This window comes from Rhodococcoides fascians A25f (assembly GCF_000760935.2).
Taxonomy (GTDB): domain Bacteria; phylum Actinomycetota; class Actinomycetes; order Mycobacteriales; family Mycobacteriaceae; genus Rhodococcoides.
In genome coordinates this window covers 158,872-172,546 of the sequence record NZ_CP049744.1, presented here as the reverse complement: position 1 = coordinate 172,546, position 13,675 = coordinate 158,872, and the positions used below count along the sequence as shown (strand labels likewise).

Sequence of the window (13,675 nt, the reverse complement as noted above, 5' to 3'; positions counted from 1 at the left end):
ATCGGGAGGGTCGATCGGGGTGCTGTTGTGGAACAGTGAGGGTATGACGAGCACTACGAAAACCGAGCAGGTTCACTCCTCCACCGGCACGGCGGCATCGGCGCTGCTCGGTGCCGCTACCGCCGTGAGCAAGGGCCCTGCCGGAGTGGGTCTGCTGCTCGCCAAGCGCGGCTACGGTCTGGCCCGCAAACAGGCTGCACAGCGTCGCGTCGCAACTGCGGAACGGATCGCCGAAGCCAACCTCACCAGGACGGCTCTGACGGTCGACCCGAAGTCGGGAAACAAGCGCCGCGTTCTGGTGTTCGGGGTTGCCGCTGCCGTCATCGGTGGTGTCGTGTTCTACCTCGGCCGTCGCCGAAACGAGGTACCGCCGCCCGCCGACGTTCCGCCGAGCCTGGCCGACTACGACGAGGGCTCGTCATAGATACAGAATCTTCTGCAGTAGGTCGAACAAGGCCGGCCTGGTTCTGACCACGGCGTCCTCGCTGCGGTCGGCGACGACAAGCGCGGCGTTGTGACGACTGGTCGATCCCTCGGCAAAGTAGTCGCTGTGACCGATCGATCCGCTGCGGCCGTCGGAGCCATCGGTCGAGAGCAGCGTGACCCCGTCCATCGCGCCTGGATCGCGACCGAAGGCACCGAGGTCGGCGACGATATCGCCACCGGCTTCGGCGGAGAACACGTGTCCGTCGGGTAGCCGAAGATCCGAGACCGTGTGCGTACCCAATCCTGGGGACCCGAGAGCCACGAAGTCGTCGACCCCGGTGTCGGCTCGAAGCGCCGACGCCGCGGTGAGCGACCCGTACGAGTGGGCCAGCACCGACAGGTGCGGATCGCTCGCACGAGCTGCGTCGAGTCCGTCCAGAAATGGACCGAGCCGATCTGCCCCCACTTCCGCCACAAGTGGGGACATCACGGTTCGGTCAGGTTCGAGCAGTCCCCAACCGAGTTGGGGCGCCTGGTAGTTCATCCACGTCACGACCGCCGCACTCTCACCCTGGTCTCCTGGAAGCAGTTGCTGCACAGTTGATTTCAATCCTTCCATATCACCGTCGTAGCTCTCGATGTCTCCGTGCACGGTCGAACCGAGACCGGGTACGAACACGGCCACATGAGTGGCTGTGTCGACATCACCCACCGCAACAGCCGCTGTGGTCTCCTCGTACGAGGAGTTGTCCAACACCAGAAGCTGCCGATCTCCCTGCGCAAGGACAGATTCGATCGCATAGAGCGACTGAAGTCGCTTGCGCGTCTGTTCCAGCCCCGCATCTGCGTCGCTGAAGATTCCTCCGAAAACGTTGTTGTCCAACTCCTTCCGTAATTCGGCCTCGACGGCGAGGAGGCGAACACGCTCGGCGGCCAGAACCCGCCGATTGGCACTGTCTCGCACCCGACCCGGCAGACCGTCGAGACTGCCGATCAGCGCGGGCTGCTCCACCATCAACCTGGTTCGCGCGGCTGGCGAGAGCGCGCTCCAGAACGCAGAATTGGCAGCCGGAGTTGCGCCCGGGGTCACCGAGGCCGCAATTGCGGTCGCGACCTGTATCTCCGGGGTTCCCCCGGCGAGGCGTCGAGCAAGGGTGTCGTCGAAAGCCGTTGCCGTGCGGATCAACTGAGAGACTCGCGCCGCCAACTCCTCACGGAGACGCCGACGATCCCGCGTCGTCGACCACAGGTCCGAGAGCGCAACCGAGTACGACTCGACCGAGTCGGTCACCGAACCGTCGGAGTGGATGCCGAACCGAGATTCGCCGGCTTCCTGCTCTATCGTGCGCAGAGCTGCGATCAGGCTCGCCATGTCGATCGAGGCGTCGGCGACGCAGCTCGCGATCCGAAGCAGCTCGTCGGAGGAACCGCGTACATCGGATCGGACGCCTCTCATCGCCTCTCGGGCAGCATCGGCGGCCGCACCGACCCAGTCGTCGCCGAGCACCGCGTCCGCGGACGCACCATGTACGACGACCAGTTCGCGCCACTGCCGCATCAGACCGTCGGAGGCGGTGATCAACTCACGGCTGTTCCACGATCTGATCTCGTCGAGTGTGACCATCGTGAATCCCCCGCAGCGTCGTCGTATCCGACGAGTCAACGCGAAAGACGAGTCCGGCCGTGAAATCTATCCCCAGCCTGTGGATGAAATCTGGGGATCAACGCAAGCTGAGGATCAACGGAAGCGTTCTGTGCACGTCACCGCGCGATTCTGTGAACCGGTCCGCTGAAGCCGTCTCCCGGATCGGTCGGACGACTGGTCCGAGGCGGTCTGCTCCGCTTGGCCCTGTAGAGATCTGCGTCGGCTGCCCGGTAGATCTCACCCCAGCGACGACCCGCGGGCATACACGCCAGGCCTACGCTCCACTCGGCCCGATGGGCACGGCGCAACCGATCGATGATCTGCAAGGCTTCTTTCTCGAGGACTCCGGGCATGAACAACACGAACTCGTCTCCACCGAGGCGACCGAGAACATCTCGTTTGGTCAGCTGCCCCTTCCACGCTTTCGAGACCCGAGTCAGGAGTACGTCACCCGCGATGTGGCCGTACTCGTCGTTGATCTCCTTGAAATTGTCGAGATCGAGCACCGCGAGGCTGACCGAGAGTCCGCGGGCAGCGCAGGCCGGAAGCATCTTCTCGATCTTGGACTCGAACCCGAAGCGGTTGAGAAGTCCGGTCAATGCGTCGTGGGTCGAGAAATACCGCATCCGGCGTGCGAAGACGCCGAAGACCTCGGTCGCACCGACGATTCCGAGAGCGACGAGAATGTAGGAGATGAACGGTGTTCCGTACGGCGCGATCGCGGCACCGATCACTGCTGAAACAGCAAGTACCGCAACCCAGATACCGGCGTTTCGCTCGGACCAGAAGGCGCCGATGTGCATGCCGAGGAACATCGCGGCCTGCACACAGATCAAGAAGGCAGGCATGGTGTCGCTGCTACCCAGCGCACACGCGAGTCCCACCACCGACAGCGCTGTCGCACAACCCACCGCTCGTTTGGGACTCGGCACACCCGCCCGCACCAGAACCACGATCGCCAATGGGCCCATCAGCAGCGCCAACGCCGCCAGAACCTGCTGGGGACCGGACAGATTGGACCACGAGGCGACGGCGCTCGCGGCGTAGAGGACGGTGGTCACAGCCGCGAACACCGCGAGCATGCGGCCGGACTCGTCGAACCTCGGCCTGCTCACCAGTCGGTGCCGGTTGCGTCGGGCAATGCCTGCTCGTGCTCGCGGCAACGCACACCGAACCGGACCACACCACTCACCTGATACCCCCCAGGCACCATCGGCCCTCCCCACGCACTACGGCCATCGCCTCACATGACCCAACGATGCCCGGACTCTAACACCTTCGAGGCGCGACCACGACTCTACGCAGGGAAGACGCAGCAGGTCAGGACGCCTTCTCGGCGCGCGCAGCCTCCCTGGCGAGCAATCGATCCCTCGACTCCTCGAACTTGGTCGCCTTGGACTCCAAGTCCTCTACGAATGCAGCCAGCCGATCGCGATCCCGCTCGCCCTCACCGGTGAAATCGTTGCGCTCGAAGATCTTCCACTTGCGCAGCACCGGCATCAGGACTTCGTCCAGATGCTGCCGGAGATCGTAGATTCCATTCTTGGCCAGAATCATGGCGTTCTTGCGGAAATTCGGCATGTTCAGGCCGGGCATCTGGAAGTCCGTTGCGACATCGGCGATGGCGCGAACCATCTGGTCGGGCACGAGATCCAACGACGCCTCACCGAGGTTCCGATAGAAGATCATGTGCAGATTCTCGTCCGCAGCAACTCGAGCCAACATTCGATCCGCCACCGGATCACCACACGCCAACCCCGTATTACGGTGCGACACCCGAGTCGCCAACTCCTGAAACGTCACATACGCAACCGAATGCAGGAAGTTTGCCCCGTCCATCGGCGCATCCACGCCGACAGTCATGTGATGCATCCGAGCCCGCTCCAACTCCACCGGGTCGACTGCACGCGTCACCACCAAATAATCGCGCATGACGATCCCGTGGCGATTCTCTTCTGCGGTCCAGCGCCCCACCCACGTACCCCAGGCACCGTCCAACGAAAAATTGTCTGCCAATCCCCGGTGATACGACGGCAGATTGTCCTCGGTGAGCAGATTGGTGATCATCGCCGTGCGGGCCAGTTCCGACAACGACGACTGCTCGAGAGACCAGTCCTCCCCACCCATCGCCGCGAAATTCCGGCCCAGATCCCACGGAACGTAGTCATGCGGATGCCATTCCTTCGCCATCGACAGATGGCGATTCAAATTGGCTTCCAGGGTGCCGTCGAGTTCGGTCAACAGCTCTTCATGATCGAGAACACGTGTCATCTGCGGGGCTCCTTCGAACATCGAGGTGCCCGAACCGACAATCGATTCGAGACAGGGGCGAACAATGTCCGCCGAGACAGCTGCGACGGCACACCCCCCTGCGGTGCGCCGTCGCGACCGTTCACGCCGGTCGTGGGACCGACGGTTCTTGCACACCGACAACGCTAGGGACCACGCTCCCGATGCGAAACAGAACAGTCGAGTGTCTGGACATATGGGCGCCGGCGACGAGCACCCTTGGGTACGGTCACAACCCTCGCGCTCGGCCCGCCTCGGACCACCAGGCTTCCTCGGCACTCGATGTCACATCTGGTGGCCTTTTCGGGGGTCAATGGCACATCGAGTGGACTTGGGCCGCCGGAGAGGGTGCGAACACGAAAAAGGACGCCCACGAAGTGGACGTCCTTTTGTTGTGGAGCCTAGGAGATTCGAACTCCTGACATCTGCCTTGCAAAGGCAGCGCTCTACCAACTGAGCTAAGGCCCCGGGTGTTGCGGTTGAACGTGCACGAACATTACACGTTCGATCCGAGCGATTGTCACCCGGTGGAGATACTGTGCCAGACGCCGTCCGAGCTGCGCGTCGAGCGCACCTTCGATACTGTCAGCACTGCGATCACCACCGATGCGACGAGAAGAAGGATTTTCACGTCCTGCCTCTTTTCGTTCGTTCGGTGTGGGCCTAGGAGGACTTGAACCTCCGACCTCTTCCTTATCAGGGAAGCGCTCTAACCGCCTGAGCTATAGGCCCTCATCACTGCTTTCGGTCGAAGAATTCCTCTCCTCGAACCGAGGGATGAGATTACCGTATCGGGCCGCTGTCTTCCAAAACGGCCCGATACGGCTACTCGTTGTGCAGGTCAGTCGCGGTCTGCCAGCGTCACTTCGACGCCACCGACCAGGTCCGACGACAGGTTGTAGATGAATGCGCCGATTGTGGTGAGAGCGGTGAAGAGTACGACATTGATCACACCGATCACCGCTGCGTAGCCGAACACCTGTCCGGCGCTGACGAGTCCACCGTCACCGGATTCGTTGACGATCTCGGTGAACGCACTGTTGAGGCGGTCCCATACGCCCATACCGTCCAGCACGGCGTACAGCAGGCCGACGGCCACCATCCAGACGAAGAACAGTGACACCGCGATGACGAGCGCAATCTTGAGCGTCGACCACGGATCGATCTTGCGGATCTGAATGGTTGCGCGCAAAGGATTGCCGTCCGCGCTGGGCACTGCCGTGATGGCGGCGGGCGCGGCGCGGTCGGCCTGGCTCTGCTCGGGATGCCGGACGGCCGACAGATCGGGCATGTCCTTCGCCAGATCCTTGCGTTCGATATGACGGGTCGGCCCGTCGATCACCGCTGCCTTCGATCGAGCGGCCTCGCGCCGTTCGGTCTTGTCCTCGGTGGACTCACGTTGAACGGGCTCGGCGGTCGTGCGGGCAGACCGGTCGAACTCGGCATTCGGTGGAAGGGCTGCGCCTCGACCGGAGAGATTGGTCTGCGGCTGGTTCTGCGGCTGCTGACGGTCCTCCGTGCCCTGCTGCGGCGGACGCTGACCGGCGCCACGCTGCCACGGCGGCGTTCCCGACCCACCCTGCGGACCCTCGACCGGCTGAGCAGGCATTGCCTGGGTGGCGGCCGGTGCGGCGTGGTCTTGCTCGCGAGCAGCCTGGGGCACCGGTCGATTGGCGCGAGTCGCGTCATCACCCTCGGCCGACCCCTCCGGTGCCTGCGACACCTCGGTGGGTGCCGGGCCCCGCGGCGGAGCCGGACGAGACGGCGGTCCTGCCGGCGGTGCCTGTCGCTGCGGGGGCTGACCGTTTGCCGGTCGATCCGCAGTGGGCTGACCGGAACCGGGCTGAACCGGCCGAGCCGTCGGGGGGCCCTGATTCGTCACTCCCGGCTGAGACTGCGGCGGCGGTCCCTGAGGTGCGGGTCCCTGAGGTGCAGGCGGCCGCTGCGGGGGCGGGCCCTGTGTCGGTCGTGCCGGACCGTTGGGAGCACCCTGTGCCGGACGCACCGGCGGACGGGAGTTCCCCTGGGGAGCCGGTCCGCGGCCGGCAGCGGGTGCCGGTCGAGTGGCTGGCTGCGGTCGGCTACCGGGACGAGCTCCCTCGGGCGGCGCAGGCCGCGCGGGCTGCTCGGCCCGCGGTGCCTCGCGGCCGTCCGGTGCGCCGCTGGGGCCGGGCCTGCTACCAGGCCGGTTGGGAGTGCTCACTTACGACTCCTTCGCTGCATCGTCTTCGGTGCCCACGGCATCCGGTTCGATCTCGTCGGCGTTGCGCGCGATCGCGAGCAGTGTGTCGCCTTCACCGAGATTCATCAACCGCACGCCCTTGGTCTGTCGGCCGGCTTTCCGAACCTGCTTGGCAGCAGTCCGAATGACGCCACCACTGGATGTGATGGCATACAGCTCGTCCTCGTCGTCGACGATGAGAGCTCCCACCAGCGTGCCACGCTTGGGGTCGTACTGGATTGTCAGTACTCCCTTTCCGCCGCGGCCCTGCTGCGGGTAATCCTCCATCGCAGTGCGCTTGGAGTAGCCACCCGATGTCGCGACCAGCAGGAACTTGTTCTCGCTGACGACGTTGAGCGAGAGCAGCTCGTCCTCACCGTTGAATCGCATCCCCTGCACACCGGACGTCGCGCGGCCCATGGGTCGCAACACCTCGTCGGTGGCGGAGAACCGGATGGACTGACCCTGGGCCGAGACGAGCAGCAAATCGTCGTCGGAAGACGCCAGAACTGCACCGACCAATTCGTCCTCGCCGCGCAGGTTGACCGCCACGATGCCGCCGCTGCGGTTGGAGTCGAAGTCGGTCAGGCGTGACTTCTTGACCAGACCGCCCTTGGTGGCGAGCACGAGGTAGGGAGCATCCTCGTACGTCTTGATCTGAATGACCTGCGCGATGCGCTCGTCGGGCTGGAACGCGAGCAGGTTGGCGACGTGCTGTCCGCGAGCCGTTCGGTTCGCCTCGGGCAGTTCGTACGCCTTGGCCCGGTAGACGCGTCCCTTGGTGGTGAAGAACAGGATCCAGTCGTGTGTCGAGCAGACGAAGAACTTGCTCACGATGTCGTCCTGCTTGAGGCCTGCACCCTGCACGCCCTTCCCGCCGCGCTTCTGCGAGCGGTACAGATCGGTTCTGGTGCGCTTGGCGTACCCGGTCTCGGTGATCGTGACGACCACGTTCTCCCGGGCGATCAGATCCTCGTCGTTGACGTCGCCGTCGGCGGCGATGATGCGGGTACGACGGTCGTCGCCGAACTTCTCGACGATCTCGGCAAGCTCGTCGCGCACGATCTGGCGCTGACGCTCCGGCTTGGCCAGGATGTCCTGCAAGTCGGCGATGGTCCGCTCGAGTTCGGCCAACTCGTCGATGATCTTCTGGCGCTCGAGTGCGGCCAGGCGGCGCAACTGCATGTCGAGAATGGCCTGGGCCTGGATCTCGTCGATATCGAGCAGATCGATCAAGCCCTGCTTGGCGAGATCCACCGTCTGCGACGCGCGGATCAAGGCAATGACGTCGTCGAGCGCGTCGAGCGCCTTGACGAGTCCGCGCAGAATGTGGGCGCGTTCCTCGGCTCTACGCAACCGGTACCGGGTGCGCCGCACGATCACATCGAGTTGATGGGTGACGTAGAAGCGGATCATCTGGTCCAGACGCAGTGTGCGCGGAACGCCGTCGACGATCGAGAGCATGTTGGCACCGAAGCTGGTCTGCAGCTGCGAGTGCTTGTAGAGGTTGTTGAGCACGACCTTCGCGACGGCGTCGCGCTTGATCGTGACCACGATGCGCATCCCGACGCGATCGGACGACTCGTCGTCGATCTTCGAGATACCGGACAGCTTGCCGTCGCGGACCTGCTCGGCGATCGAGGTGATCAGGTTGTCCGGATTGACCTGATACGGCAGCTCGGTTATGACGATCGTGGTGCGACCGTTGGAGTCTTCCTCGATCTCGACGACACCGCGCATGCGGATCGAACCGCGTCCGGTCGAGTACGCATCCTGAATACCCTGACCGCCGACGATGAGTCCGTGGGTGGGGAAGTCGGGACCCTTGACGCGTTCCATGCAGGCCGCGAGGGTCGCTTCCTCGTCGGCCTCGAAGTTGTCGAGGGCCCAGAACACTGCGTCGCCCAGTTCACGCAAGTTGTGCGGGGGGATGTTGGTGGCCATACCGACGGCGATGCCGTTGGAGCCGTTCATCAACAGGTTGGGCACTCGCGACGGAAGTACCGTCGGCTCTTGAGTTTTGCCGTCGTAGTTGGGGATGAAGTCGACGGTTTCCTCGTCGATGTCGCGCAGCATCTCCATGGCGAGCGGGGTCAGGCGCGCTTCGGTGTATCGCATGGCGGCGGCGCCGTCGTTGCCGCGGGAGCCGAAGTTGCCCTGGCCGTCGACCAGTGGGTACCGCATCGACCACGGCTGAGCCAGACGCACGAGCGCGTCGTAGATCGAGGTGTCGCCGTGGGGGTGGTAGTTACCCATCGTTTCGGCAACGGGGCGTGCGGATTTCACGTAACTGCGGTCGGGACGGAAGCCCGAGTCGTACATCGCGTACAGCACGCGTCGGTGCACCGGCTTGAGACCATCGCGGACCTCGGGCAGGGCACGGCCGACGATGACGCTCATCGCGTAATCGATGTAACTGCGCTGCATTTCCTGCTGGATGTCGACCGGATCGATCCGGTCTCCACCCTCGGCATTGGTGGTCGAACCCGGCGGGGGTCCTACCGGCGGTTCGGTGATGTCAGACATGCAAATCTCCTCGAGAAACGGTCACCTTCACGCGCCGAGAGCACTCGTCGGCGCGTGAAGGGAAGTGACTAAACGTCAAGAAAGCGAACATCTTTCGCGTTGCGGGCGATGAAGCTTCGGCGTGCGGACACGTCCTCGCCCATCAGCACGCTGAACAGTTCGTCTGCGGCAGCGGCGTCGTCGAGGGTGACCAGACGCAGCACTCGCACTGCCGGGTCCATGGTGGTTTCCCACAGTTCCTTGGCGTTCATCTCGCCGAGGCCTTTGTACCGCTGGACGCCGTCTTCGACGTTGATCTTGCGCTTGTTGGCGATACCGGCTTCGAGCAGTCCGTCGCGCTCGCGATCGGAGTACGCGAAATCGGGCTCTCCGCGGCTCCACTTGAGCTTGTACAGCGGCGGCATTGCGAGATACACGTGACCGTTCTCGATCAGCGGACGCATGAACCGGAAGAGCAGGGTCATGAGCAGCGTCGAGATGTGCTGGCCGTCGACGTCGGCGTCGGCCATCAGCACGATCTTGTGATACCGCAGCTTGGTGATGTCGAACTCGTCGTGGATGCCGGTGCCGAACGCGGTGATGATCGACTGGACTTCGTTGTTCTTGAGGACGCGGTCGATGCGCGCCTTCTCGACGTTGATGATCTTTCCGCGCAACGGCAGGATCGCCTGGAACATCGAGTCGCGGCCCGATTTGGCCGAGCCACCTGCGGAGTCGCCCTCCACGATGTAGATCTCGGACTTGCTCGGATCGTTGGAACGGCAGTCGGCCAGCTTGCCCGGCAGACCGCCGATATCGGTTGCGCTCTTGCGCCGCACCAACTCTCGTGCCTTGCGGGCAGCCATCCGCGCCTGCGCGGACGAGACGGCCTTGTTGATGATGGTCTTGGCGTCGGCGGGGTTGGACTCGAACCAGTGCGAGAGATGCTCGTTGCAGGCCTTCTGCACGAACGACCGAATCTCGGTGTTACCGAGCTTGGTCTTGGTCTGTCCCTCGAACTGCGGCTCGCCGACCCGCACCGAGATGACAGCAGCCAAGCCCTCACGGATGTCGTCACCGGTGAGCTTGACGTCCTTCTCCTTGACCAGCTTCTTCTCGATCGCGTACTTGTTCACCGTCGACGTCAGAGCGGTACGGAAACCCTCTTCGTGGGTGCCACCCTCGTGCGTGTTGATCGTGTTGGCGAAGGTGTGCACCGACTCGGAGTAACCGGCGTTCCACTGCATCGCGATCTCGACCTCGTGGCCCTCACCCTTGCCGGTGAAGCCCACGACCGAGTTGTGGATCGCAGTCTTGGTGCGGTTGATGTGTTTGACGAAATCGACCAGGCCGTCCGGGTAGTGGTACGTCCGCTTACGCACCTTGGCCGGCTTCGCGTTGGCCGCGTCCGCCTGCTCTTCCTCGGCGGTCTTGGGCGCCTCGGCGGTCTCACCTAGTTCTTCCTCGGTCGCGTCGGTCGCTGCGACTCGCTCGTCGGTGAAGTTGATGGTCAGTCCCTTGTTCAGGAACGCCATCTCCTGCAGGCGACGGTGCACGGTCTCGAAGCTGTAGTCGAGGGTCTCGAAGATCTTGCCATCGGCCCAGAAGCGAACCGTGGTGCCGGTCTCGCTGGTGTCGCCGACAGTCTCGAGAGGACCGGGCTTGGCGTAGTCGTAGGTCTGCTTGTAGCGGTGCCCGTCACGCGCGATCTGCAATTCGACCTTGGTGGACAAGGCGTTGACGACGGAGATACCGACGCCGTGCAGTCCGCCGGAGACGGCGTAGGAGTCGGAGTCGAACTTGCCGCCGGCGTGGAGCTGGGTCATGACGACCTCGACGGTGGGAACACCGGAGGAGTGCATGGCGACGGGGATACCGCGGCCGTCGTCCTTGACCTCGACGCTGCCGTCTTCGTGGATGGTGACGTCGACGGTGGAGGCATAACCGGCCATGGCCTCGTCGACGGAGTTGTCGACGACCTCCCAGATCAGGTGGTGCAGGCCTCGTTCACCGGTGGAACCGATGTACATACCGGGCCTCTTACGAACTGCTTCCAGGCCCTCGAGGACCGTGATGGAAGATGCGCCGTAATCCTTGCTGTTCTCACTGTTACCTGACTTCTGGGCAGCCACGGTTAGCTGGTTCTCCTTCTACGCGTCCACTACCCCGCTCACACCTGTACCAGGTGCTACCGCAGAGGGTCGGCACGGTCTTTCGACCGTGCGCGTTCCATGCGTTTGTTCCGGGCTTGATGTCGTACCGGTCCATAGTACTGGTTGGGTGCGACAGCATGGGCACGATGACACCCCTAAAAGGCCCCTGATTGCTTCACAGACGCATTTTTTCGATACCGGACGGCAAAGATGAAGGGTAAAACCGGCGATTCGGCTACAGATCGAGAACGATCCGCTGTCCGTCCGAACGCGACACACAGATCAACATCTCGTTCTTCTGCTCCTCGGACGTGAGGCGATTCTCTCGGTGTTGCGGTGTTCCGTTGAGTACTCGCACCCGACAGGTACCGCAGAACCCCTGCTGGCACGAGTACGCGATATCGGGCCTAACCCGTCGAATGGCATGCAGCGCAGTCTCTTCCGCACCGACAGACAGAATCTCTCCCGAGTCGACGAGCTGCACCTCGAATTCCGTACCGTTCTTCACCGGCGGCGGCGAGAAGCGCTCGAAGTGCAGATGTGTAGCCGGGAGGGCATCGAACGACGCGCGAACCAGATCGATCATGGGCGGTGGACCACATACGTAGACCGATCCGCCGGGCGCCGTCGATCCGAGCAGATCCATGCTCGACGGCATGCCCTCCACGTCGTCGGTGCGGACGGTGACCCGTGCCGGATCCCAGCCGGCGATCTCGTCCAGGAACGGCATCGACTCACGCGAGCGACCGCAGTAGACGAAGTGCCAGTCCATCCCGAGATCACGAGCTCTACGCACCATCGAGATGATCGCGGTGATACCGATTCCGCCCGCCACGAACACAGCCTGTTCGGACGGGACGAACGGAAATCCGTTGCGCGGTCCCCGAATCGACACGTGCGTGCCCACCGTCAGAGCATGCATCTCCGGAGATCCACCGCCGCCGTCGGGCACCAGCCGCACGGCGATCGAGTACGTGTTCTCGCTCGGTAGACCGCACAGTGAGTACTGGCGTCGACGACCGGACGGAAGGTAGAAATCCAGGTGCATCCCCGGCGCCCACGCCGGCAGAGCAGACCCGTCGGCCGCGGCGAAGGTCAACAGCACCACCTGCTCGTCGACGCAGAGCACCTCCCGGGAGACCAACGTCAGTTCTCGGGTACGCGCAACCGGAGGTGCCGCGAACGAATCGTCGTACTTCTCGTTGTCGAGTAGGGCGAACCACTTGTCGAGTGCATCGGTGACCAGCGACACCGTCTGATCCGGCTCGTCACGCCCGTACAGATTCCGAGGAATCGTACGACCCACTCGAAACGAGTCGACCTTCCGAGCCATTGCGCCGAGCTTGCTCCGCAACGTGCGTTTGGTCATCGATCAGCGGACCGCGCCGCCGGAGAGGTGGCGAGGTACTGCACGGCTTGAGCCGTCGAGCCTTCCTGCGACGGGTGATAGGTGCTCTTGAAGTACCGCAACGACGCCTTGACCATGGACATCGGTGTAGGAAACAGACCAGCCTTGGCCACTCGTCGGAATTCGCGGAACGACGGCGTGCGCTGCTTCGGCGACAGATGCGCCAACGTCGGATCCTGGCTCATCAGGTAGCGAACGCCGCGCGTCCAGAACCAGACGAGGGTGGGTGCAATGACGACATAGGTACGGATTCGCCGCGCCGGCCGGACATCGAAGTAACGCATCACCTCGTATGCCACCGAACGATGTTCGACTTCCTCGGCACCGTGCCAACGCAGCAGGTCCAGCATCACCGGGTGGACGTCGGCATCGTCGAGCTCCTTCGCATTGAGAACCCAGTCGCCGAGGAACGCGGTCAGGTGCTCGGCTGCAGCGATCAGAGCGAGCCGCTCGACCAGACTGTTCTGTCCGTGGCCCGAACGATTACCGAGAGCGCGGCCGAACAGGAACTTCATCTGATCCACGTATGGATCGACATCGATGCCGTGTGCACGAAGCTGGTCGTGGACGTCGGTGTGGGCCTGCGCGTGCATGGCTTCCTGGCCGATGAAGCCGATCACGTCGTCGCGCAACTGATCGTCGTGAATCAGCGGCAACGCCTCCTTGAACGTGCGCACGAACCACTCCTCACCCTCGGGCAGAAGAAGGTGCATCACATTGATCAGGTGCGTGGCCAGCGGATTGCCGTCCATGTAGTGCAGCGGCAGAGTTTCCCAGTCGAACTCGACGTTCCGAGCGTGGAGAACCACTCTGTCTTCGGGGGTCCCATCGACGTCGACCGCCGTTGTCGACGCCTTCCTCGTAGGTGCAGACACAACTTCTCCTTGTCCGATGGCCGCATGTAACAGTATTCGGTCCCCCGACCGTCGCGTGTTCCGAATCACGCTACGCACACGGACAGTCTCACAGCAACACTGTCCCCAACATCTGTTGAGGATCACGTGGACCAGGCACTACGACCAACCGAC

At 63.4% G+C, this 13,675-nt stretch carries 9 protein-coding genes and 2 tRNA genes; 1 reads left to right on the top strand and 10 read right to left on the bottom strand.

Translation table 11 applies throughout. The features are described from left to right. Nucleotides 1-43 precede the first annotated feature (43 nt). Nucleotides 44-424 carry a hypothetical protein gene (locus BH93_RS00805; RefSeq protein ID WP_052065283.1) on the top strand — a complete coding sequence of 127 codons (381 nt, stop codon included), beginning with the start codon at nucleotides 44-46 and terminating at the stop codon, nucleotides 422-424. On the opposite strand, the gene BH93_RS00800 is transcribed toward BH93_RS00805, so the two are convergent. The 10 genes from BH93_RS00800 to BH93_RS00755 form a co-directional block, all read right to left on the bottom strand. Next, entirely contained in the window at nucleotides 419-2,050 is a 1,632-nt protein-coding gene (locus tag BH93_RS00800; RefSeq protein WP_052065285.1) for an alpha/beta hydrolase, read from the bottom strand. The two genes, BH93_RS00805 and BH93_RS00800, sit on opposite strands and share 6 nt — an antisense overlap. 137 nt (nucleotides 2,051-2,187) lie before the next feature. Further along, entirely contained in the window at nucleotides 2,188-3,186 is a 999-nt protein-coding gene (locus tag BH93_RS00795) for a GGDEF domain-containing protein (protein ID WP_230594633.1), read from the bottom strand. 205 nt (nucleotides 3,187-3,391) lie between these two features. Continuing rightward, nucleotides 3,392-4,342 (bottom strand): acyl-ACP desaturase, encoded by a 951-nt coding sequence (locus BH93_RS00790; protein WP_032379456.1) that lies wholly within the window; start codon nucleotides 4,340-4,342, stop codon nucleotides 3,392-3,394. Between the two features lie 413 nt (nucleotides 4,343-4,755). Beyond that, nucleotides 4,756-4,828 (bottom strand) — tRNA-Ala (locus BH93_RS00785). A gap of 190 nt (nucleotides 4,829-5,018) precedes the next feature. Next, nucleotides 5,019-5,092, bottom strand: a tRNA-Ile gene (locus BH93_RS00780). A 109-nt stretch (nucleotides 5,093-5,201) separates the two neighbouring features. After that, nucleotides 5,202-6,563 carry a DUF3566 domain-containing protein gene (locus tag BH93_RS27845; RefSeq protein ID WP_037174957.1) on the bottom strand — a complete coding sequence of 454 codons (1,362 nt, stop codon included), beginning with the start codon at nucleotides 6,561-6,563 and terminating at the stop codon, nucleotides 5,202-5,204. Further along, the gene (gyrA, locus tag BH93_RS00770; protein WP_037174959.1) at nucleotides 6,564-9,107 is read right to left on the bottom strand and encodes a DNA gyrase subunit A; all 2,544 of its coding nucleotides are present in this window, start codon (nucleotides 9,105-9,107) and stop codon (nucleotides 6,564-6,566) included. 68 nt (nucleotides 9,108-9,175) lie between these two features. Then, a complete protein-coding gene (gene gyrB, locus BH93_RS00765; protein ID WP_032401659.1) occupies nucleotides 9,176-11,218 on the bottom strand; it encodes a DNA topoisomerase (ATP-hydrolyzing) subunit B in 2,043 nt (680 codons plus the stop codon). A 256-nt stretch (nucleotides 11,219-11,474) separates the two neighbouring features. Beyond that, a complete protein-coding gene (locus BH93_RS00760) occupies nucleotides 11,475-12,572 on the bottom strand; it encodes a PDR/VanB family oxidoreductase (RefSeq protein ID WP_037174960.1) in 1,098 nt (365 codons plus the stop codon). A 32-nt stretch (nucleotides 12,573-12,604) separates the two neighbouring features. Beyond that, a complete protein-coding gene (locus BH93_RS00755) occupies nucleotides 12,605-13,522 on the bottom strand; it encodes a metal-dependent hydrolase (RefSeq protein ID WP_037174961.1) in 918 nt (305 codons plus the stop codon). Nucleotides 13,523-13,675: the final 153 nt, after the last annotated feature.

Coding starts and splice junctions, on each gene's coding strand:
- BH93_RS00805 (WP_052065283.1), top strand. CDS start 44: ATGACGAGCACTACGAAAACCGAGCAGGTTCACTCCTCCACCGGCACG.
- BH93_RS00800 (WP_052065285.1), bottom strand. CDS start 2,050: ATGGTCACACTCGACGAGATCAGATCGTGGAACAGCCGTGAGTTGATC.
- BH93_RS00790 (WP_032379456.1), bottom strand. CDS start 4,342: ATGACACGTGTTCTCGATCATGAAGAGCTGTTGACCGAACTCGACGGC.
- gyrA (WP_037174959.1), bottom strand. CDS start 9,107: ATGTCTGACATCACCGAACCGCCGGTAGGACCCCCGCCGGGTTCGACC.
- BH93_RS00760 (WP_037174960.1), bottom strand. CDS start 12,572: ATGGCTCGGAAGGTCGACTCGTTTCGAGTGGGTCGTACGATTCCTCGG.